Origin of the sequence: Microbulbifer jejuensis, assembly GCF_047289955.1 — a bacterium.
GTDB lineage: Bacteria > Pseudomonadota > Gammaproteobacteria > Pseudomonadales > Cellvibrionaceae > Microbulbifer.
The window spans coordinates 19,209-41,340 of the sequence record NZ_JBLBUB010000009.1 but is presented as its reverse complement, the minus strand read 5'-3'; the positions used below and the strand labels follow the sequence as shown (position 1 = coordinate 41,340).

The 22,132-nt window shown below is 52.8% G+C and carries 15 protein-coding genes and 1 pseudogene; 3 read left to right on the top strand and 13 right to left on the bottom strand.

Annotated features, from left to right (window positions below):
- Positions 1-247 precede the first annotated feature (247 nt).
- The 3 genes from ACL7TT_RS07525 to ACL7TT_RS07515 all read left to right on the top strand — a co-directional run bounded on the left by ACL7TT_RS07525 (position 248) and on the right by ACL7TT_RS07515 (position 5,859).
- A complete protein-coding gene (locus ACL7TT_RS07525; protein ID WP_413394391.1) occupies positions 248-2,344 on the top strand; it encodes an ATP-binding protein in 2,097 nt (698 codons plus the stop codon).
- A complete protein-coding gene (locus tag ACL7TT_RS07520; protein WP_413394389.1) occupies positions 2,325-3,035 on the top strand; it encodes a response regulator transcription factor in 711 nt (236 codons plus the stop codon). Before ACL7TT_RS07525 ends, ACL7TT_RS07520 begins: the two co-directional genes overlap by 20 nt.
- Before the next feature lie 406 nt (positions 3,036-3,441).
- Positions 3,442-5,859, top strand: coding sequence for a hypothetical protein (locus ACL7TT_RS07515; RefSeq protein WP_413394388.1), 2,418 nt, complete (start codon positions 3,442-3,444; stop codon positions 5,857-5,859).
- 154 nt (positions 5,860-6,013) lie between these two features.
- Here the strand turns inward: ACL7TT_RS07515 and ACL7TT_RS07510 are convergent.
- The 13 genes and pseudogenes from ACL7TT_RS07510 to ACL7TT_RS07450 all read right to left on the bottom strand — a co-directional run.
- Positions 6,014-6,235 (bottom strand): annotated as a pseudogene (locus tag ACL7TT_RS07510) (integrase core domain-containing protein); the annotation flags it as partial.
- Between the two features lie 392 nt (positions 6,236-6,627).
- Positions 6,628-8,751 (bottom strand): di-heme oxidoredictase family protein, encoded by a 2,124-nt coding sequence (locus ACL7TT_RS07505; protein ID WP_413394386.1) that lies wholly within the window; start codon positions 8,749-8,751, stop codon positions 6,628-6,630.
- Positions 8,752-9,582: 831 nt separating this feature from the next.
- Positions 9,583-9,771 (bottom strand): carbon storage regulator CsrA, encoded by a 189-nt coding sequence (gene csrA / locus ACL7TT_RS07500; RefSeq protein WP_413394384.1) that lies wholly within the window; start codon positions 9,769-9,771, stop codon positions 9,583-9,585.
- A gap of 831 nt (positions 9,772-10,602) precedes the next feature.
- Positions 10,603-10,896: a hypothetical protein gene (locus tag ACL7TT_RS07495; protein ID WP_413394382.1), complete on the bottom strand. Its 294-nt coding sequence runs from the start codon at positions 10,894-10,896 to the stop codon at positions 10,603-10,605.
- A complete protein-coding gene (locus ACL7TT_RS07490) occupies positions 10,893-11,381 on the bottom strand; it encodes a hypothetical protein (RefSeq protein ID WP_299942535.1) in 489 nt (162 codons plus the stop codon). The genes ACL7TT_RS07495 and ACL7TT_RS07490 overlap by 4 nt, the downstream gene beginning before the upstream one ends.
- Positions 11,382-11,467: 86 nt before the next feature.
- Positions 11,468-12,463 carry a restriction endonuclease gene (locus ACL7TT_RS07485; RefSeq protein WP_413394380.1) on the bottom strand — a complete coding sequence of 332 codons (996 nt, stop codon included), beginning with the start codon at positions 12,461-12,463 and terminating at the stop codon, positions 11,468-11,470.
- 48 nt (positions 12,464-12,511) lie between these two features.
- Complete coding sequence (locus ACL7TT_RS07480; protein ID WP_413394378.1) at positions 12,512-13,882, bottom strand: restriction endonuclease subunit S; 1,371 nt, start codon at positions 13,880-13,882, stop codon at positions 12,512-12,514.
- Between the two features lie 2 nt (positions 13,883-13,884).
- The gene (locus tag ACL7TT_RS07475) at positions 13,885-15,417 is read right to left on the bottom strand and encodes a class I SAM-dependent DNA methyltransferase (protein ID WP_413394376.1); all 1,533 of its coding nucleotides are present in this window, start codon (positions 15,415-15,417) and stop codon (positions 13,885-13,887) included.
- A 28-nt stretch (positions 15,418-15,445) separates the two neighbouring features.
- The gene (locus ACL7TT_RS07470; RefSeq protein WP_413394374.1) at positions 15,446-16,549 is read right to left on the bottom strand and encodes a Fic family protein; all 1,104 of its coding nucleotides are present in this window, start codon (positions 16,547-16,549) and stop codon (positions 15,446-15,448) included.
- Positions 16,550-16,812: 263 nt separating this feature from the next.
- Entirely contained in the window at positions 16,813-20,337 is a 3,525-nt protein-coding gene (gene hsdR, locus ACL7TT_RS07465) for a type I restriction-modification system endonuclease (protein ID WP_413394372.1), read from the bottom strand.
- Positions 20,338-20,774: 437 nt separating this feature from the next.
- Positions 20,775-21,047: a hypothetical protein gene (locus tag ACL7TT_RS07460; RefSeq protein ID WP_413394370.1), complete on the bottom strand. Its 273-nt coding sequence runs from the start codon at positions 21,045-21,047 to the stop codon at positions 20,775-20,777.
- 9 nt (positions 21,048-21,056) lie between these two features.
- Positions 21,057-21,452, bottom strand: a complete 396-nt coding sequence (locus ACL7TT_RS07455) for a type II toxin-antitoxin system YafO family toxin (RefSeq protein WP_413394368.1) — start codon at positions 21,450-21,452, stop codon at positions 21,057-21,059.
- Positions 21,453-21,457: 5 nt separating this feature from the next.
- Positions 21,458-21,763 (bottom strand): hypothetical protein, encoded by a 306-nt coding sequence (locus ACL7TT_RS07450; RefSeq protein ID WP_413394366.1) that lies wholly within the window; start codon positions 21,761-21,763, stop codon positions 21,458-21,460.
- Between the last annotated feature and the right edge of the window lie 369 nt (positions 21,764-22,132).

Below are 22,132 nucleotides of genomic sequence, written 5' to 3'. Positions count from 1 at the left end.
GCCTTCCGGTGTAGCTGGTCTTGATACTCTTTGGTGTTAACGCGGTGCAGTGCCGTATTAGAATACAGTAGTCTCAATACGACAGCGGTGTAAAAGGCTCAAGTCATTCAGTCTTTCTATTAGGTTGGTTCTGTAGTAGCGTACTCCCCGGTTTCTACAGGACACCTGGCACTCTTTCATCACTATAACTCTCCAACAAAACTTTAACCAAACTCGGACGCACCTGCTTGATCGACTGATGTTGGTCATGGCTGTCTGCTACATTCCGGGTATGGTGATTATGAGCGTCCGCACCTATGAAGTCGGGTGGACCCCCAACAACACCGTCAGGCTCGTCTTATACTGCTTCTTTTTACTGTTGATTTTCTATCGAAAACGCATCCCTTACCTTGCCCGGGCGAGCCTCTTCGTGGGCCTGTGGTGGTTAGCTTCAGCTATTGGCTTCTTTCTATCAGGCCCGCAAACTGACGCCAAAAGTGTACTCATTCTGATCACCATGATAGCCATGTTGTTGTTGCCGGTGCAGGTGGGGCTTTTTCTCATTGTGCTAACAGCACTGACCATTGGGGCGGTCGGCGTCGCTGTGGTTGGTTGGGGGTGGAGCTTCCCCATCGACTTTGAGACTTTCATCCAGCAACCGAGCACCTGGGTGCTGAGCGCCTATAACCTAAGCATACTCGCGGGCATCGCCGCCTACACCGTATGGAAGATGATCGACACTTTGCGCCGTACCCTGGAGCAAAGCCGGCAGCGGGCAGAACAGCTGCAAACTGCACGGGAGACGGCTGAAGCGGCAAACCAGGCTAAGAGTGTCTTCCTAGCCAACCTAAGTCACGAACTGCGTACTCCATTGAATGCCATTCTCGGTTTTTCGCAATTGTTGACCGCCGCACCCGATCTGCAACCGCGTTACCAACGCCATGTCAAGGCGATTCAAGAGGGGGGGGAACATCTGCTGGTACTGATCAATGACCTTCTCGACCTGGTACGCATCGAAAACGGCCGCGTGGAGCTGCAATTGACGGCATGGGAGCCCAAGCAGCTGTTTCCAGATTTAATCCGCCTGTTTCAGTTGCGCGCTGATAACAAGAAGCTCTCCCTCAATCTGGTGATACCAACCACCCTGCCTGCAGCGCTCGTTTGCGATATTCGCCTGCTGCGCCAGGTGCTGATCAATCTGCTGGGAAATGCGATAAAGTTCACCGACCACGGCGGCGTGTCGCTGGAGGTAACCTATAGCGATGGCCTGCTTACCCTTTCGGTTACCGATACAGGGCCGGGGGTTGCCGCCGATGAATCTGAGAGGATCTTCGAGCGATTCCATCAAGTACACACTCAAGGCGGGGTGGAAGAGGGCTTGGGATTGGGCTTGAGTATCAGTCATCGGCTGGTAGAGATAATGGGGGGAACACTCGATGTGAAGAGCCGGGTCGGCGAGGGGAGTACCTTCCGATTCAGTATTCCCGTCCAGCTGGAAGCACAGCACCAGAATATTAACCGCTCTACCCCGGTTGCCCCCGCTACTGGCAAGGTCCCCAGAATCCTCGTGGTGGACGACGTCAAACCCAATCGCACCTTATTGGTAGAGTTGCTCAGCCCATTGGGAATTCTGGTGGATCAGGCTGAGAGCAGCGAGCGCTGCCTGGAGCGGGTGGACAATCATCCGCCGGATCTGATCATCATGGATCAGCGCATGCCCGGGTTGGATGGTTTGGAGACGGTGGCCATTTTGAGAGGGAGAGGACTCCAGGCACCCGTTGTTATGATCAGTGCCTCCAGCTTTGCAGCCGACCGAGAGGCGAGTCTACAGGCTGGTTGCCAGGCTTTCCTGCCCAAACCTTTCGAGTTGACACAACTCTTGGAGATCCTAGTGGATCTGGATATCATGGTGGCCGAGGCTGAACCTTGTGTTGCTGTTACACAGAGCGAACAACTCCCCAACGTGGCAGATGTAGTACCCTTGGTCGATCAGGCCCAACTTGACGGCCACTGTCGCGCCCTGCCACCGTCGACCTTTAGAGCGGTATTGGAAGAGTTTGAGCAACACAGTGCCACCTATCATGTTGCTTTGGTCGAAGCCCTGAGCCAAAACAGGCCAAAGGCGATAACGCACAGCGCTCATCGTCTCGCTGGCGTGGCGGCCATGCTGGGGCTGAAAGCCCTGCATCTTGCTTGCGATCGAATTGAGGCTGAAGCCACCACCATGAGCGAATTGCAAGCGCGACAGGCTGCGGTTGAGCTTTCGGAGCTATACCAGACTACCATCCAAAGTTTGCGGGATTATGTGATCGATATCCCCGGCGACGACATTGAGAAGCGTGATCATGCGGATATTATTGGTTGAGGATGAGCCGGTGAACCGCTCGTTGATTGTTGAGTATCTCAACAGCCAGGAACATCAGGTCGATGCCGTGGGCACTGGTGAAGAAGCCCGGCAAATCTTTTTCTCACGCAAGCCCGACATCGTATTGTTGGATATTCTGCTACCGGATTGCGACGGACTCGCACTGATCGATACGTTCCGGCGGTCCAATCCCAGGGTTGGTATCATCATGATCTCGAAAAAGTCTACCCCCGTGGACCGCGTGGTTGGCTTGGAAATGGGGGCAGACGATTATCTACCCAAACCCTTTGAGCTGCCGGAACTTTCAGCACGGATCAAGGCTTTAAAACGCAGAGATCGCCTGCTTTTGACTGAAGAGAGCGGATACTACCAATTCAATCATGCCAGCCTGGATTTTGGGGCACGATCTATCCGCTACGCGGATGGAACCAGTGTAGCCTTGAGTGACGGGGAGTATCGTGTGTTGGCGGCATTAACCCGGGCATCCGGTAAAGTCGTACCGCGCGATCGTCTGCTCAACATCCTGCGGACCGATGGTGAAATTGGCTCGACCCGCAGTCTGGATGTCATCATCAGCCGCTTGCGGACCAAGCTGAAACATAAACAAGAGCAGCAGGTGATTATCACAGTGCACAGGGTTGGTTACCGCATTGTCGAAACAAACCGCGAGCCTTTGTTGGAAAATAGCTGATAGCAAAACGCGCTCTCTTGCAAGACCACTCCCCCCAAAACGCCGATTACTCGGTCCACATCCGGCTAACCCGCCTGCCACCTTAAGTCACTCTCTGCGAAAAAGCACCCTGCGGCGAAAACACCGTTGAACACCTCACAACACTGCGTAAGAAACCCCCTTACGCAGCCAGTCATACGCATTAACAATTCATTAAGAATTGAACGTAAGACTCATTTAGGAACAAACGTTAAAGTTCTGAACCATCGAATTTGAACCAGAAGCCAGGCCCCAACTTTCAGGGCCTGTATCTATGCCAACTTTGACGAAACCCGGATTTAGCAAAACGATGTCTGCGACCCGTTGAACGACATCGACAGGGAGTCCGCCCAGCTGTATTCACAACCTGACTAAAAAGGAAAACAGAATGTCATATCAGGAATCCTCTATATATCATCTCCCAGATACACCAAACGCAAATAACACAGGTGCAACTGCGGTATTTGACGGTAGCCTCTACTATCTGGGTAACATGAACGGTAATCATGCCATCTCTGAATCAAAGGGTGCTTTGGTAGACCTGAAGTCCGGTGATTTCGGCTCATTGACTCAATCGAGAGAATGGCAAATCAAGACAATCAAAACCACAAAGGGCACCTCTTTTTACACGAGACATGCGATCTCAGCCGTTGTGTCGGAACTTTACCTGTATTTGCTTTGGATCGACAATGCAGACAATCAGACTCTTAAGCTGTCACGTAAATCAAAAGCTGAAGCTATCGATGGTTTTCAAGGAACAGGAGAGTGGTGCGAGCCCATATCGTTTAAGTACGGGAAAGATACCCCAGACATGCTCCGATCCTGCTGCATCACCAGGCTCCCGAATCAATCTTTACTGATTGGTTGGCAAGAGCAGGATGGCAAGACCATGCGGTTTTCCGAAGTGGACATCGAACAGCAATTGAACGATGGTGCTCAAGAGCTAACTTTGAGCAACCCTTATACGATGACGGGCGGAGAAAATGAACAGAAATCAACGCTTGGCAGTCAAGTCACCGCATGTGGTTTCCTTTGTCTCGGAAAAACCTATGTCGCTACCGGGCAGCATGAAGACAACGTAGCTTGGATCACTATTTTTGAGCACAAGGGTGAAGAGCTCTCTGATGGTGACTCTGCCGTTATCAATCTTGACGGAGGCTTGCGAGGCGTTTATGCAGCGGTAGACCCTATAGGAAACCCCAGATTCTATTATTGTCGTAGCAATGATAAAGATGTGGTATTTCGCAAGTTAATTCTGAATGATCCCGAAACTAATGGTGATCTCAGTAACATTGTCGGCACCTTGACACCTGAGACATTGGTATGGAATAACCCTCACTCCTCTCAAAAGATGCCTTTAGCTTCATTCATCGTCGGCAGTCCCTATAAAGAAGTCGATGGTAAGAGGCAGAGTGTACCGGAAAATAGTCCGGCATTAGAAAGTTCAGATAAAGACGAATACTATTATGACATCTACGAGAACATCTTCGTGGTCGATGATCACATTAAGGGGAAGTACTCAACCTATGGATCGCTTCGCCGCACGGACGCTGCTGAAATCTATAACATCTCAGATACGACAGGGACCTATGGAAAAAGCCAATACAATATTTCTTCTTTAGTCGTTCGCGCACTCTTTGATTCCCCGATGCCATTTCCACAGTCCAACACTATGGATGCCCCTGACGCCGACTATGCACGTCGCTCTCACGGTTCCATTCATTACCTCAGTGAAAAAACCAGCTCTCGAGAAGTTCAGCACGCGGTGATGGGAGAGATGGGAGTCCATTTTCTGGCTAAAACGACAAAGGGTATCGGTCCATATATTGACCTTCAAGCCGGCTTTGGTCTATCGGGTAAATGGTCAGAGGCGGTGAGCAATCAAGCCCTGGATGAAATCATCCATACAACACAGACGGATTATGAGGGCAAAGTGGTTCCGGACGGCACGGTATTTTGCTATGGCACTGTGATGGTCCGAAACGACGTTCACATGCTTGATAATAATGGCAAGCTGGATACAAACTCGCCTTCGATTGTATCCATTGTGCCGCGCTATACACAGGCGGTCGATCTCGACTTTACGAGTTATTATGTGACACCTGGTGACTTAACCTCGTATACCGAGAACGCGATCAATGAAACAATGAAACAGTTGGAAGATCAGTTGAATGAGCGCATAGACGCGCGAAATCAGGCGATCGCGAATGGTGAGTATGACCCCAACCAAAAAGGCGGGCCTATGGCTGGCATTCTACCTCCGGGTATGGATGAATGGCCATATGCACCATGGGGAAGTGACTATGTCGGAAAAGTTCTCCGGCCTAACCAGGTGGCTCCCAAAAATGCCAACATTGCATGGACAGAAGCGTCTGAACAGGTGAAAACTTACACCGGCAAAACGACCAAGGGAACCGAATTTGGCTGGGATGTCTATGCCAAAATTACAGCTGGCGCGTCCGGAGGAGAAGAGATTACTTTTAATGGCGTGGGTGAAGGTGGGTATGTCGAGTTTACTGGATCAATTGGTGCCAAATATGAGGGCAGCGTCAACACGGTCGATGTCAGAGGTCAGGTTCTTCAGGTGGATCCACTTGACGTACCAGCGCCGATACAAGACGACGATGTTAGTGAATACGGCTTTCAAGTCATGATACTCAAGCCCAGCAAACAGTGGGTGGATGAATTGTGGGTTTTCTGCGATGACCCCGAACTCCAGGCGAAAATCAACACCAATTCCAAGCCGTTTCGCGTTGCCTACCTACTCTCCTACGGTCAGTGTAAGAATGGAAAAAGTATCACTTAGTAAGGTAAATAGAGACCCTTCTCTCGGTTTCGCAGATCGAAGACGATGCGAAGGGTCTTAGGTTCCATTTAACAACCATATCAACTGAACTGTAGTAGTTTAGGCTTGATCTGACAGTGACCGGTTTTTCTGACGGTGGTCTGTCAGGTCAGGTTCAGTTCACGAACTTTTTCATCCAGATCTTTTTGCCATCTTCAAGCGTTTGTGCAGGCGTACGGCCACAGCACTTCTTGCCTTGGTGGGTTCGTTCATTATTGTAATAATTGAGCCATTCGTCCAGATCCATCTGTAGCTCCTCCAACGAGCCATAAATCTTGCGTCGTAGTGACGGCTGATAAAACTCCTGCAGAATAGTCTTGTGAAATCGCTCACACAGATGAATGCCGCCTCAACCACGGCCCCCAAGCCGGCAACTGCTCTGCGCCTGGCTTACCTTTTATCAGAGGGTGCCCGATTGTCTTAAAGATTTCCTGAAAGCCGCCAAACAACGCCCCCCAATGCGCTACTGGTATTGCTTGCCAGATAAACACGACCATTGACTGCGCATTGCTCCAATCTTCACCAAATACCCCATCGGTTTTTTTATCTTATACCCTCAGCCAATGCGGTATGGCTTCCCTCCTGCTTTACTGGTCTATGAGAGCGGGTAATCCCCGCACGCACGCGCACGGGGATTGACGGGTAACAGGATTTATCACGCTAGGATAGGAGCCCGTAAATTATAAAAATACACCCATGGTAACGCAGAATCTCAAAGCTCGATGGTGATTACTCACTGCCCTCATCAGGAATTTGAAACAGGGCCCCCAGGTTAATAGATCCGTGTTCAGCGGGATCTTGAGGGTTGTTGGTGCCAGGGTTTCCGGGGTTTAGATTCGATGCCGTATCGTCGGGAGGAAACAGGACCAATGTTTGCAGGAATTCTCTCAGCTGAGCCTGCTCATCATCACTCAACGCAACGTAGGCGTTTCGGGATTGCGCCGCTTCACCGCCGTGGCGCCGGATAACCTGATCGAGATTGATGCTGCGTCCATCGTGTCCATAGGGACTGCTCGAACCAACCCCCCATAGGGGCTCGGTCATAAAGTGTGTTACCAGGGTGCCGTCGTACTCACGCTCATGAAAGGCGGGCCCCAGGTCATGGCGTTTTAAATCCGAAAAGAAGTTTTTGACTACAAACGGCTCCTCTTTGGGTAGCAACAACGGATAGGTATCCCCATCATCGACCGCGATAAAACGCGTTGAGGCAGTGGCAAATAAATCGTTGAAGATAGCGTTGAAAGGGTCGTACTGGGTTTCCACATCGGCGACCCGTCGATCGGCATTGATCGTAAGTTGTTCCACATGACAACCGGTACAACCAATAGTCTCCATTAATTCATATCCAAACTGTGACCGACTGGTAAGCCTGTATTGACCCGGCTTAAAATAATTCAGTAAATAAAATTCCAAATGATCAATCAGTGCGGCGTCAATCTCATTGGTTTTGCCATCACCGTCGGGATCGTCGCTGATACTGCATGTTGGTGGCCGTTCAAAGGTGTCCTGATCGGGATCGAAGTGGAACCCCGCGGGGCTCACCAATGCCTGAGGGTTATTGCTATCAGTAACAGCACACAGGATGGGGTCCACGGCCTGTAAGCCCATTTCATCCTTAAAGGCACCGATGGCAAACTCGCGAATAGTGACGGTGCCACCTTGGGCAAAGAAAGGACGAATGCGCAAATCTTCGTTAACCCCCTGTACATCGCTGGTATCCAGGCTGCCATCAGAAAAAGCGGTGATCGTGCCGAAATCGACCCCTTTTGCCAGCAGATTTTTGATCACAGTACCTGGACCCTGGCCGGGTATTGAGACAGTCGCGCGCCCATAGCTGATAAATGTGATTTCATCATTGGCGGTTTTTTTGTTATTGAACCCCCCCAATACCACCGTGTGGTGTCCCGCCGACAGATTTCGGGTCAGCGTGGTGGTTTGTATGCCGGTACTCATGTCTCCGCCACCGTTCCCGTTCCCCCTCAGTGTTGCAAGTACCGTCTCCTGTCCATCAATGGCAATAATTGCGCTGGAAATTTCGTCGCTTTCATATTCCGAGGTTTGGATAACGCGAAAATCGAAATCAAAAGTGACCTCCGCAGCCTGGGTCAGGGTAAAACTGGTTTGCCAGCCCCCAGACATTTCTGTAATGCTCAGGTTATCAATACCACCCAAAGTGGTCACAGCGCGGATATCGCCACTATCGCTGATCAGTTGTCCGGAGCTATAGGCGGGTTGATTGGTGCCGAAAGGGTCTTCTACAAACTGAAACTCTCCAGATCCCGCTTCAAAATCCTCCTCTATAAAAATCTGCCCGGGGATGCCGTTCATGGCTTCATCTATTGCATTGGCCCTGGTGGCACGCAATTCAGATGTCATTTCATCGCCGAGTTGTTCAACAAGCCCCAGGCCAAACAGGTGGGGTGCATCCCGGCTGTCGGGTCTGGTTGCAACATCACCGCCAAAACCGGCTGCGCCTCTGGGTCTGCCATGGCAGGCGGCACAACTATCGGTTAACCCCGCACCCAACGCACGCATTGCGGTTACATCGCCGCTGGATGATGCATTGACCCGCGGCCCCAGGCCTTCGGTCATGGAAAATTTACGCTGGAAAAGCTGACGCCCCCGCCGTATTGAACGGGCGGGGTCACGCTTGATCAAATAGATTGACGAGCCGGGGATGTTGTCGGCGCCTTGACCGGTTCCGATCTGTTGTAGTAATGATTTTTCTATAGTGCCACCGGGCGCATTGATAGCGTTGTTTTGATTCACCAATGTTTTATCGAGCAGTTGAGCAAATGTGAGTGGGGTAAATGCTGTACATAAAAGTAACAGTACCAATTGTTTGATACGCATATCAAAATTCTCCTCAATCCATTAAGGCAACGCGTCGGCTGTTAGCGATCACGCGCTTATATATGACTAAGGTACGGCTGTATCCTTAATACAGCGGAGTTGGAATTCCTGTATGCATCGCTAATTGCGGGCCTATTGAATGATGTGTTTTTGTTGCATGAGTTGGTATCAATAGCTTTTATTATCTAAGTAATTCTCAAATCTCCTGCCATCAACAGGAAGTACCTGACGCCTACCGCGATACGGTACAGTGGCGGCAATAAAGAGAATAAAGTGAAATTGACAACCCCTCTTACCCCAACCGGTACCGGTATTCAAGAGGAAGGGTTCCCTTTGGGCGCAGGATTTAACGTTTATTCCGGGAGATGAGCACTCTTTCCCCTTGATCCGCTAGTAACAACGCGCTTTTTGGAGGCACTGGCCGGATTTTAGAAAATAATGTGTGGTTATGGCCCTGCGTACCTATTTACCCTTACCCTTTCCCCTCGACGGCGAGCATTTCTACCGGGTGCGCCCTCCGTGCCACCCGTCCTTGCCAAAGGGGGGTTGTGTGTTGATCCGAATGGCTGCACCGTCAGTTGCCTTGGTCTGATCACACAGAGGCGTCTGCGAGCGGCTTTTTCGCAGAGAGCAAGTATGCGTTCTCCCGTACACCGATGTCTTTTATCAAAGAAGGCGGCGATAAGGCTGTTATTTGTAGCGGTAGCCTATTCAGTAACAGACCATTGGACCCATCCTGACACTATCTGTTTGCAAAAGGGCAGCCGACTGCAGGGAGGATAAGCGATTGATAGCCCGCTGAATAACTGGGCTATGGGTATAACCCGCCGCTCAACCACTTCCATCGCCCAGCGCCCGCTCTTTTTGGATGCGCACATACACTTCTTCCCGGTGCACCGGCAGGGATTTGGGGGCCTTGATGCCCACCCTGACCTGGTTACCGCTAATACCCAATACGGTGACGGAGACATTGGTCCCAATTCTGAGGTTCTCGCCGGGCCGGCGTTTTACAACCAACATAAGCCTTTCCTTCCGGGTTGCAAATCCCGGGATGACTTTTCGTGATGGGAATACCTGGAAAGTAACGATGGAAGGCAAGACGGGGCGGGGCGCGGGAACGGTAGACGCAACAGCAGAACAGGCGGACGCAACGCTCCCAAGGCCTGGGGAACCGCGCCAGGCTCTTGAAGGTATTCCGCTTTATTGAAGACGAGCGGGTTTCTAGCGTATTATGCATATAGCCATTTTGATATCTATCTTATCAATTTGGTTAGCTGGCCCCTGGTGTGCTAGCACCTTGGGTCAGCGCCTTTTCCGTATTCTTAGGTCACGCTACCGTTCTCCTGATAAAGGAAGGGATCTGCTGGACATTGCCTGGGCCGTTTGGGTTTTTTATTGTTGATTGACAGAAACCTGCCCAATTACGGCCCATAATGGCGAGTAAGCCTTTGAATCTTACGCCGCTTTACCCCTAAAGAAAACCGATTACAATCCAATAAGATTATTTTGGTGCCTATATTTCTAATGCCTGCGTTTAATACCTGCGTTTGGAAAAAGCGTAATGGCCTATTAGAAAGTGCAAGTTACCTGCCGTCACAGTTGCGTTGAGCGGGGGTGCCCATGGGGAAGGTGCGGTGTTTGTTCTCTGCATCGATGCGAGGTCGGGGCAGATCACAACGCTTATTATGGCTGAGGAATCAGTCGGTTCTTACCAGTGAACGCATTCTCTGTTTTTGACACTGGATTTCTTTGCAGGCCGACAATAGTATTTTCCCCAGATACACTTGTTGGCGTGAATGGGCGCAGGGAGCCCATCCGATAAGCGCCTAAGCTAAGCCCGGTATTGGGCGTTTACGCCTTGTCAATTTCCTCCTCCCACTGCTGCCCATAGCCCGCGTTTTCCAGGTAACCGCCAAGGGTGTTATACAGCTTCTCAGTCCAGTATTCAGCGCTGCCATCACAGGGGATTTCCACGGCTTGGGTGGATTTTTCGATCATGGCCCAGAAGAATTGACTCAGATGCGTGGCCTCCTCTGCAGAGGTGACGGTACCGCGCTGGATAATCTCTGTTGCCTTGGTATCTTGCAGCAGTTCGGCAAAATATTGTGCGACGATTTTCTCTTCAGGATATCGATACTCGATCATAGTGTGAACCCCGCGTCTTTAATGACCGACATCCGGTCCGCGATCCAATATAATTTTTCTACCAACTGGTGTACCAGCATTTTATCGGTAACCGTCAGAAAGTGATGTCCTTTCTTCCTGTTATCCGGCACAAAGGCCAAACCCGGCGGAATGTCCGCCGCCTCCAACACCCAGTAAACCTGTACCGCCGTACCAGGATTACGCTTTTGCAGCATTTTGTGCAGGCCCTTTAGGTGCTGCCAGTTGGAAGAAAAGGATAGCCCCATCTGGGAGTGTGGTAATACCCATTGGAAGTCGGGAGATAGGCACCAATCTTTTACTCTGAGTCCCTGTACCAGCTTTTCCCCGGCAGGTACCGTTTGCGGGTCATACACGGTGGGATGATTTGTTCCCACAGTAGGTCGGGCAACGAACCCCTGAAATGTTTTAATGATTTCCCGAAGGTCCTCCAGGGTTCTAAACTGGTGGACGTATTGCTTAGCCATTGCTTCCCTCTGCCTGCTAATTCACTTTCCCTTTTTGATGCTTTATTGAAAGTTAGCCCTCTTTTAAAATCAAGCTAAAAGTAACGTTAATCCACCGGCCAATAAATCCGCACCAGGGGTACCAGTGCCCGGCCTTCCAGATCGAAGTTATCGTAGTGGCTGACAATCAAATCCGCCAGGTCATCCAGGTCGACTAACGTGAGGGGGAAAGTGGAGCGGTCGGCCTCGTAGCGGGCCTCACGGCTAAAGCCACCGGTGCTCACAAACAGGCCGGAATCCCCCTCCCGCAGGGTGCCGATAAAGCCGCGTATGGCGGGGGCGCCCATGGCGCCGTCGCGATGCTTGACTTCCGCCTTGATGCGCGGCTGGGTCAGGCCCAGGCCATCCGGTGAAGCGATCACATCCACACCGCGATCCGGGCCCTTGGGGGAGACCTTGGCGTTAAAGCCCATCGCGCGCAAAATCGCCGCGACCAGTTCTTCCATTTCCTCGGGCAGTAATGCGGCAATCTTGTCTTTAATCAATTCATGGCTCTGAGCCACGGTTTCATCTTTGAGTTGTGCAGTCTCGGTTTCTGCGACTTCGTCTTCTTGCGGCGTTACCGTGCGGCCTTCGAAGATGGTTAAAAAGGCTTCAATCGTCTCCTGGCTCAGGGAGAAGAGGGTGAGGGTAGAGCCTAGGGAGTTTTTCGCTTTCTGGGGTAGCTGGTCGCGGCTGACCTTGCCCAGCCATTCCACCCGGCGCAGGTTGGGGTAATCGCCGACGGTGCCCGGCTGATACTGATATTCCCCTTGATCGACCCCCAGCAGGTAGTTGCGGGTCTCGGGGTTGTAGCTGACAATATAATCGCCGGCGGCAATCTGATCGCGAAATTTCAGGATCATGGCCACTACATTGGCGGTAGCCGCAGGTTTATCATTGCCATAAACCTTGATGTATTCGGCCCGCAAGCGCTCGGTGCTTGTGTACTGAGTAAAATCCCCCAGTTGCGATGAGCCAAACGCGGCAACGCCCTTTTCCTCGAAGTCTTCACTGTAAATACCCCCGCGCCCGGCGCGGATCATCCATGCGTTTTTTTGCATTGGCTATCCCTATTATCTCATTATGGTCTAGTGCGCCTGCCGGGGTTGTCAGGCGGGTGCGGTCTTGCGGCGTTTGCGCGGGGTTGCTTTGGCCCCGGCGCGCTGAGTCCGGATCCGCTCCAGCAGGGCGGCGGCGCTGTTATCGCCGCTGATCAATTCCGGGTTGTCGCGGCGCCACTGCTCGGTCAGCTCGCCTCTAAAGGCCTTGGCGAGGATTGACTGGCTTAACTGCTCGACTTTGGTTAGGGCGCTATTGATCTGTTGTTCGATTTTGTCGGCGTAGGTGAAAAGTTCTTCTACTCGGTGGGCGATTTCTTCTTGCTCTTCGTATGGTGGTAAAGCGACGCTTATATCTCTTACTTTTTTTAGATTTAAATTTGGTTGCGTTCCCCCAGCGGCTACATTCCTTATTTCTTCGTAGTTTTCTTGCAATCTAATTTTTATAAATTTTTTGTTTATATGTCTTTTATTTAGGATAATGGCAGCGCAAGCTTGGTTGCAAGTTGCGGGGATTTTTGTTTCTGTAACTTGACCTCGTGTTTTCCCCTCTCCGTACATTGCCAAAAGGAGTGTTCCTTCAGGAAAAATTTTGAGGGTGCATTCTTGAATTGCTATGGAGGTGACAAACTGATCTGCCTTGTGAGTAAAAAGGTTTCCGGTGCTGGCGCTAGTTAGCCATGGGGTGTCGCCATTTTCCCAATACCTTACATTAGTACGTTTGGGAGTTTTTCCTGTTGCAACTTCGGCAATTGCGCCAATAGTAGTGGGTTTCCACTCATCAATTTCTTTGCCGTTAAGGTTTCTCCACTCCTCCGTCAACTTACCACTAACCGCCGCCGCCAATACCGACTGACGAAAGCGTTTTAAGATCTGCGGAAGTCGTTGCAGGCGGGCTTTGCTGCGCTCCACCTGGGCCAGTAAGCGGTCGAGTTTTTCGGCGATTGCTTTTTGTTCGGGTAGTGGGGGGATAGGGATTAAGAAAGTTGCAACTTTCTTGGGTTGCGCACGAGTTAGAGATCCTCCTACTCCTGTGACATCCGCACACAATTTACCTCTAAACTCTTCAGACTGAAAGTAGCGAACTAGGTACTTTGAAAATAAAAGAGGTTGACGAATGGTAATCCATTCTGAAGAGGCTATTTGCCTGTAGTTATTTTTCTCACTGACCACCCATACTCGATTGATTCGAGGATTTATTTTACAAATTAATACATCATTTGGGAGAACAGTTTGCTTACTTGATCCTATTGCTGAACCTTGGGGTAGCTCAGGGTGCCCTTCCGGAAAGATGGGCACGCTATATAATTCGAAGGTCTCGTCAGGATATTTGTTGGGTTGAATACTATTAGATTCGTGTTTATTGATTTCACTTATAGATGCAGTAGACCAAGTGTCTGGTAGGGTATTGGTAATGATCATATTTATTCTTCAGCCCCCAACTCCCGGATCAACCCATCCATCTCCCCCAGCGCCTGTACCAGCTCCCTCATCGCCTCACCCGCCAAAACCGCCGGCTCCGGCAGCGCACTGGCATCCACACTATCGGCATCCTTAAGCCAACTGATATCCAGGGAATCACCTTTTTGTTCGGCGATCCAGTCGCGGGAGAAGCGTCGCCAGCGGCTGTTTTCCAGGGTCTGCCCGGCGTCCTCGGCACAAAAGGACCAGTCGCCCTCGTGGCGCTTGCTGGTGCCGTCGGGCTTGTTGCCGTAACACTTTTCAAACGGTTTTAAATGCTCCTCTCTAAACGGATTGCGCTTGCCGAAGCTGGGCATATTGGTGCGCAGGTCGTAGACCCAGGTGTGCTGGGTACTGTTTTCCTCCTGGTAAGGGTCCTTGGCGCTGCCGCGATTAAAAAACAGCACATTGGTCTTAACCCCGGCGGCATAAAAAATGCCGGTGGGCAGGCGCAAAAGGGTGTGCAGGTTGCATTTGTGCAGCAGGTCTCGGCGGATCTCGGTGCCCACGCCCGCTTCAAACAACACGTTATCCGGCAGTACCACGGCGGCGCAGCCACCGGGTTTGAGGGTGCGGTAGATATGCTGCACAAAGGCGAGCTGTTTGTTGCTGGTTTTGTAGGTGAGGTCGTCGCGGCTAATGCTGGCCTCGCCGCCCTTGGCAGTGCCAAAGGGCGGGTTGGCCAGCACAATATCCACAGGCTCCAAGCCGGCGCCGGCCTGGCCGAGGGCATTGCCCAGATGTACCACGCCCTCGGCATCGCCCTCCATGCCGTGCAGCAGGCAGTTCATCAGGGCCAGGCGGCGGGTGCCGGGCACCAGTTCGATGCCGATAAAGGCTTGGTTTTTCTGGAAGCGCTGGGCCCTGGCGTCCAGGTCGAAGAGATCGTCGCTGTGGTCCTTAATATAGCGATCGGCGGCGATCAAAAAGCCGCCGGTGCCGGCGGCGGGGTCCTGAATCACTTCGCCGGCCTGGGGTTTCACGCAGCGCACCATGGCATTGATGAGGGCGCGGGGGGTGAAGTACTGGCCAGCGCCGGATTTGGTTTCGGTGGCGTTTTTTTGCAACAGCCCTTCGTAGAGGTCGCCGAGGCCGTCTCTCTGGGCGCTGAACCAGTCGATCTGGTCCAGGGTTTTGATCATCTGCTCCAGATGGCGCGGTTCGCGCAGGCGGGTCTGGGCGTCGGCGTAGATGGCGCTGATGAGTGGGTCTTCGTGCACGGGTTTGCCGGCGGCATCGGTGCCGGTGGAGAGGGTGAGCAGCAGGCGCTTGTAGTCGTTCAACAGGTTGATGCCGGACTGGCGGTTGAGGTCGCTCCAGCGGCAGCCTTCGGGCAGCGGGTGTTTTTTCAGGGCGCCGCTCTCGGTGTTTTCGTGCACCATCTTGATAAACAGCAGCAGCACCAGCTCGGTGACATAGTCGGAGTAGTTGATACCGTCGTCGCGCAGTACGTCGCAGAGATTCCAGAGTTTTTGCACTATGTGATTGTTGGTCATGGGGTTTAAATGTCCTGTTGGCTGGGGCCTAGGTGGCGCCCTGACAAATAGTGAGTAGCTGGGGAAAGGCGTAAATAGCGGGCGCACGGCCCTGGCCCTGGCGCAATACCGTGAGTGGGCCGCGCCCCTGGCTGAGTTGGCGCAACAGCCCCTGCAGGGTCTGCTTGTTGATGCGGTTGCGGCGGGCAAAATCGCTGGCATTAAAAATCGGGCGGTCGAAGATACCGTCTAACAGTTGCGGGCTGTGCTGGGTGTGGGTGATCTCGCGGATCTGGGTTTTGGTCTCTTCGTACAGGGCCAGAATGCGCCGCACCTGCAGCAGGTTGGTGTGGGCCTGCTGGGTAATGGCGTGCAGGAAAAACTGAATCCAGCCGCACCAGTCGCCCTGGCGGGAAATATTGGCGAGCCGCTGGTAGTACTCCTGGCGGTGGGATTCGAGGGTGGCGGAGAGGTAGAACATGGGGCTCGACAGCCGCTGGCGGGCGTAGAGAAACAGGGGGATCAGCAGGCGGCCAATACGCCCGTTGCCGTCTGTAAAGGGGTGCAGCAGTTCAAACTGGGCGTGTACTATGGCGGTCTGCGCCAGGACATCGAAGTCTTGCTGCTGCAGGTAGTGCTGCCACTGTTGCAGGTGATCCGGCAGTTGCAGGGGATTGGGGGGCACAAAGGTGGCCTGCTCAATGGGGCAGCCGGCGCGGCCTATCCAGTTTTGTTGCTTGCGAAAGTGCCCGGGGGATTTGTCTTGGCCGCGCACACTGTCGAGCAGAATTGCATGTAACTGACGCAACAGGCTCAGGCTGATGGAGCCCCCACCCTGCAGGTGTTGCTGGGACAACAACAGGGCTTTGCGGTAGTTGTGGATCTCCTGGATATCGGCACTTTTGCGCCCATCGAAGTGCTGGCCGGCTTCCTGCTCCAACACTTCTTCCACGGTGGCCTGGGTGCCTTCAATCTTTGAGGACAGCACCGCCTCCTGCTGGGTGAGGGGCGACAACAGGACCGCGGGATTGACGATGCCCTGCAACAGGCCGCTGTACTCTGCGAGCTTGGCGTTGGCTTCACCCACTGGGGTGATCAGCCGGGCATAGTCCAGCTGTGCCAGGGGCAGGGTATCCGGAATATAGGGTTTCATCGTGGCTCTGGGTGCGGTTTTCCTATTCTTAAGGCGCAAAAGACTGGGGGGACTATAGCAATGCGCATTCTGCTTGTGTATCAAATATCAAGAAATTTGATATGAAAGTGGGTTTGTGTGGGATGGCTCATCAATAAACGCACTTATGTATCAAAAAACTGAAAATTTAATATGAAAATAGGCACATCCACTGAGAGCGCCTATTCCAGCTGGGCGATGACCCTGCGGGTTTGCAGGTGCTTCACGGGCTGATTTAACCTGGGTTAGGCGGGCACCGTTTTTGTTGATGACCAGATTGTCATATTCAGTTCCTCCAGTACCCTATCCAGCTGGCCGCCCAGCACCTTGTCCAGCTGACGCGCGCCGCCCTGGAAGGCGGGCAGCTTGTTGATGGTGTCCCGGTCGATAATCACTTCGTGGGTCAGCTGCTTGGCCAGGCGTTCCAGCCAGCGGCGCTGGGCGGTGTTCCAGTGGTGCCTGGCGTAGATTTTTTCCATGGCGGCGGCGACCCGCTGGGCAAAGGGCAACAGGGCTTCGCCGAGAGCGGCGCGGCGGATATGGCCGATAATACTGGCGGCGATATCCCGGTTGGTCTGGTGGCGCACGGCGGTCTGCAACTTGGCTTCGGCGTAGCCATGGTGATCAAGCAGCAGTTTGATTTCCTTGAGCTGCTCGCGGGTGAGATCGCGGGGGCGCCTGACCACCACGGCAATGGCGGCGGACTGGTTGATCTGCGTACTGATAAAGCGGTTAAAGCTTTCCAGGTAGTCCTCCGGTTTACTGTACTCGCCGTAGCCCTGGGTGCGCTGTTCAATGTGATCGGCGTGGTGGGAGAGGATCGGATTGCGCGCGCTGCCGAGCAGGCTTTTCACCGCGTCTATCTGTTGCAGTAAACCACTGTGCTGGCGAATAAATTCGGCGGCTTTTGTGGGGCCCAGGCTGTGCAGGTGGGTGTGCAGGGATTTCGGCGCAACGCCCCAGCTCTGCGTCAGTGCATTCAATTTTTTCCGCATGGCCGGGCGCTTTTCCGCACTGGTTTCTGCTTTGCGCAGTACCCGCATCAGTTTTTGGCTGAGCTGGCTCAATACCACATGGGCCTGGCTGGGCATACCGGGTTCGCCGGGGCTGTCTAAAGCGCGTTGTAGCTGTTCCGGGTCTGTCAGCTCCCCCGCCAGTTGTTCGATGGTGATATTGGGATCTTTCACCAGGGGCTGCATGGTATTGACTGGCTGCAACGCCGCGTAAATATCCACGGGGTCGTAGAGTCGAAACACGGTTTTGCCGATTTTATCGCAACGGCGGGTGGCGCGGCCAATCATCTGCTCATAGAGAATGCGCGAGCGCACCCGGCGCATAAACACCAGATTACAGATCCTGCGTACGTCGATGCCGGTGGTGAGCAGGTCCACGGTAATGGCGATATTGGGATAGCGCTCGTTTTTGTACTGGGAGATCAATTGATCCTGATTGGGGCTCTGGCCGGTAATCTTGGCCACGGCGGCCTGGTTATAGTCATCGCCGTAGAGGGTTTTAAAGGCGGCATCCAGCAGGCGTTTGACGGTGTCGGCGTGGCGATCGGTAGCGCAGAAAATCAGGGTTTTCTCACCGCCAGCGAGGTCCAGTTCCTGCACCAGCTGTTCACAGATGACCCGGTTAAAATTCTCGTTGATGACGCGGCGATTAAAATCCTCCACGGCAAAGTGCAGCTCGTCTTCCAACTCGGTAATGTCCACTGCACCGGTTTGGGTGTCCACCGATTCCACGCTACTGCCCTGCGCAAATTGAATGCCATTTTTGCTGAGCAGGGTTTGGTAGCGGATGGGGGGTTCGTGATCGATCAGCCAGTCGTCCGCCACGGCTTCGCGGTAGGAGTAGGTGTATACCGGCTTGCCGAAAATATCACAGGTGTGCTTGGCGGGGGTGGCGGTGAGGCCCACTTTTACCGCATCGAAGTAATCGAGTACACGGCGGTAGCTGGAAAGATATTGGCTGCTGTCGCGGGTGGCGATTTCACCTTCGGTCATTTCCTGGTCGAGGGTGTAACCGCGGTGGGCCTCGTCGACAATAATGCAGTCGAATTGCCCGACCGTGGGGGGTGTCTCGCTGGCAAATACCCGCTGCACCATGGCTTGCACTGTGGCTACCTGGATACGGGTTTCCGCTTCTGCCGCCCTATCGCCCAGTTGGGCCAGGTTATAAATTTTACTGATGGATTGATTTTGCTCCAGCAGTGCTTCGCTAAAGGTGACCTGGGCCTGTGTGCCGAGGGCGGTGCGGTCCACCAAAAACAAAATACGCTTAAAACGTTCGGCTTTGAGCAGGCGGTACATCAGCCCGAGCGCGGTGCGGGTTTTGCCGGTACCGGTGGCCATTGCCAGCAGGACTTGCCGCTGGCCCGCGGCCAGGGCGGATTCCGTTGCGAGAATGGCCTTCTCCTGATAGTCGCGCAGTTTGAGGTAGCCGAAGGGTTCTTTTTTCAGGCGTTCCTCGGCTGCTTGTCGGCTGCGCTGGAGTTGGTCTAGGAGGTCGTCCGGGCTGTGGAAGCAGGAGAGTGCACAGGCGAGATTGCTTGGCTCGCGTACATCCCGGAACCAGGTGCCGGACAGCTCTGCAATCTGGGGCAGGTAGGGGCGCCCATTGCAGGAGTAGACAAAAGGCACCTGGTAGTGGCCACTGTGGTTGTCTGGCCAGGCGATAGTGCGGCCGGCTGCTGCCCAGGCGCTTTGCAGGGGGGCTTGGATTTTTAGGCTGCGGCTGTAACCTTCTGCCTGGGGAATCTTGCCGGCGACATTGATATTTTCCCTTTTCGCCTCCACCACCGCGATCGGCATCAGGCCGGCAAACAGCACATAGTCTGCGCGGCCCTTTTGTACCGGCCACTCGGCGATGGCTTTGTTTCTCCCTTTCTCTGGCCGCGTGCCTTTTGCGTAAGTCAGCGCCAGGGTGTCCACCGCCCAGCCGGCATCCGTTAGCTGCTGGTCAATCAGGATGCGGGTCAGGTCTTCATTAAGAACAATTTTCTGGGTGGCGGCTTTGGTTTGTTGGCTCGCTTTTTGCCGTTGGTCGGCTTGCGCCCTGGCTTCGCGCTGGGCCAGTTGCTGTTGCAGGACCTGGATTTTTTCTTCGTAGGCCCGCCTGTTCTGTTGCAGCGCCTGTTCGTGCGCCGAGGCCTGGGCGGCATTCGCGCGGGATTCCTTGTCCATGGCCAGTGCCAGGGCTTCGTATTCGTCTTTCTCCTGAGCGGTCAGTTCATTGAGCCGCTGGCTGGAATCCAGTTGCACATTGGCTTCTTTGAGTTGGAAGCGGAGTTGTTCAATTTCGCTGTGTAGTCCGCGCAGCTCTGTGCTGGGATCGGCAGGGGCGACAAAGGGGCCGGGTTTAAACGGGGTGTCGCTCTGCCCAAAAGCGCGATGAAACCAGACCGCCAAGGAGCGCGCTACGCGCAAGCCATCTATGGCTTCCTTGTGCCTGGTGTTGAACTGGTGTGTGGCCCGGTTGCCCTCCACACGCAGGGTGCGAAACAGCTCGCGCACAACCGGCTCAAAATTAAGCTCCCGCGCCAGTCTCTCCAGCAACTTTTGCTGGCTGGTTTGTTCATCGAATTCTACCCCACTGATGGCGGCAATATGCTGGGCCATGGCCTCTCCCAGCTGGCGCAGTTTGATCAGGGTGGTATTGGGGTCACTGGAGAAGCTGCGCTCTGCGGCGGCGGCCAACTGGACAAACAGTGCATCGTGCTTGGCAAGAAAGCCGAAGTTTACGGACTGGCTGGGTTCAACTGCTGACACATTCCCTCCAATGGCTGATTCAGCGGGTATTGGGAGGGCTAAGGCTCCCTGCCTCTGGGTTTGGCGCTTACCGCGGTTAGTTTTTTATCTTTATGCGACTGGAGATACTACCGGAAACGGGCGGTTTGTTTAACCGGTTCTGGGGGATCAGGGGTTTTCCAGGCTGGTTGATCGCCGCTACAACAGGGCTGATTAACATTGTGCCCGCGGTTGCTGGCCACATGCACGATGCTACTAGCAGGTTGTTGAAAAAGGCATCCTGCCTTTTTCAAAACACGAAAAGCGAAAAATGTGATTTTCACTTTTCTTCCAAAATCAACGACTTAGGCTTCGCCGATTTTGCCGAAATATCCATATTTCGGTACCAGGCGCCGAAATTCTTCGAATTTCAACAGCCTGCTAGGCATTGCGGGCCAACTTTTCCAGGGCCCGTTTCCCTAGGCCTCTGCCCAAGGGTCAGAACCGGATTCAGAACCCGCTGTTGACTGCTTCTTGTGCTCAGCAGGCCATTGTATGGAAAGTTGATTCTTGAATTCATGCAGCTCCATAAAGGCAACAACTTCCTTGCCGCTGTCGATATCCCATGAACTCTCGTTCCAGTTGATAAACTCAAAGCTGCCCGCGCTCTCTCCATATTTGACAGCGGCAAAGTACATTCCGGAAAGTTCGGGTACTCCGTACCGCCAGTTGAGAATAATTTCTACATTCATGTTAGGGCCTTAAAATTTATTTCTGAAGTTATCCGCTATCTCTGCCAAATCCAAAAGATACTGAGGATTATGGGTATAGGTTTCATGCGCATTTTCTAAAAAACCGAGCAGAAGAAAGTGGTTTTTATGAATATAGCCTTCGCAATAGATCAGCGCTGTATTACTGGTTTTTTCGTAGATGACACGCTTTAAATGCCATTTCCCTGAAGTTTTATCTTTGATATGAATATGGCGCATTCCAGCTTCCTTCACAGAAAACGGAAAATCATAGGTGGTATCCCTGCCAAATGTTGGATGCGGCCTTCCTGTTCTCTTATACTCTTTAAATCTGTTCACAAGCAGAGAGAGCTTTTCTTCAGGGCAGCTATCCTTAAATTGTGTGCTTATAAAAACCTTAACATCCATGTGGGTTACTCCACTTCAATAAATTCCGTGCGGGCATTATTTCTTTGCTTTTCAGAAAGAGATTTTTTGGTCTTTTCTATTGATTCCTTAATGTCGGAAGGGTGAAACTCTGAGCTTTCGGGTCTGCCTTTCTTGAGTTTCTGCTTCTTTACGATCACCGGATTTTCCATATTTCCCCCTGTGATGGTGATTAGAAGATAACGCCTGATTCGGCTAATGGCCTGGTGAGTCAAGTTGGCTTGCTGCACACCCAGCATGGGGATACAGTAGGGTGGTGAAAATCTACTACTAGCAGGAAGATCACCATCCATAGCGACTTATCACGATATTAGATGTTAACTATTCGAAAATGGCAAGGGTCACATCGTGAGATTTGGTCTGGGGGAGGCCGCATGGGCAGGGAAGCAGGGAGCGGGCCAAGAAGGCCACCTGAGAGTAGTTGCCTTTTTATAGCTGGTGGTGGAATCAGGCGTGGGTCCAGTTTCCTCAATCCCAACCACTGGAGTCGGAGCTTGATATCAGCAGGTTGTGTCATGCTTAGGTCGACTCAGTTACCAGGGTGGAGCGACGATAGGGCAGCTTGCGGCCCAATCAGAAAAGTGAGTATTTACTACTTTCTTGAGTGCTCTTCAGAAATGCTTGTGCAGGGCACGGAGTTTCATCAGCTGCCTGACTCAGCA

Coding starts and splice junctions, on each gene's coding strand:
- ACL7TT_RS07460 (WP_413394370.1), bottom strand. CDS start 21,047: ATGAATGTAGAAATTATTCTCAACTGGCGGTACGGAGTACCCGAACTT.
- ACL7TT_RS07485 (WP_413394380.1), bottom strand. CDS start 12,463: ATGCAAAAAAACGCATGGATGATCCGCGCCGGGCGCGGGGGTATTTAC.
- ACL7TT_RS07525 (WP_413394391.1), top strand. CDS start 248: ATGGCTGTCTGCTACATTCCGGGTATGGTGATTATGAGCGTCCGCACC.
- csrA (WP_413394384.1), bottom strand. CDS start 9,771: ATGTTGGTTGTAAAACGCCGGCCCGGCGAGAACCTCAGAATTGGGACC.
- ACL7TT_RS07520 (WP_413394389.1), top strand. CDS start 2,325: ATGCGGATATTATTGGTTGAGGATGAGCCGGTGAACCGCTCGTTGATT.
- ACL7TT_RS07505 (WP_413394386.1), bottom strand. CDS start 8,751: ATGCGTATCAAACAATTGGTACTGTTACTTTTATGTACAGCATTTACC.
- ACL7TT_RS07515 (WP_413394388.1), top strand. CDS start 3,442: ATGTCATATCAGGAATCCTCTATATATCATCTCCCAGATACACCAAAC.
- ACL7TT_RS07495 (WP_413394382.1), bottom strand. CDS start 10,896: ATGATCGAGTATCGATATCCTGAAGAGAAAATCGTCGCACAATATTTT.
- ACL7TT_RS07455 (WP_413394368.1), bottom strand. CDS start 21,452: ATGGATGTTAAGGTTTTTATAAGCACACAATTTAAGGATAGCTGCCCT.
- ACL7TT_RS07470 (WP_413394374.1), bottom strand. CDS start 16,549: ATGAAACCCTATATTCCGGATACCCTGCCCCTGGCACAGCTGGACTAT.
- ACL7TT_RS07450 (WP_413394366.1), bottom strand. CDS start 21,763: ATGGATGGTGATCTTCCTGCTAGTAGTAGATTTTCACCACCCTACTGT.
- ACL7TT_RS07480 (WP_413394378.1), bottom strand. CDS start 13,882: ATGATCATTACCAATACCCTACCAGACACTTGGTCTACTGCATCTATA.
- ACL7TT_RS07475 (WP_413394376.1), bottom strand. CDS start 15,417: ATGACCAACAATCACATAGTGCAAAAACTCTGGAATCTCTGCGACGTA.
- ACL7TT_RS07490 (WP_299942535.1), bottom strand. CDS start 11,381: ATGGCTAAGCAATACGTCCACCAGTTTAGAACCCTGGAGGACCTTCGG.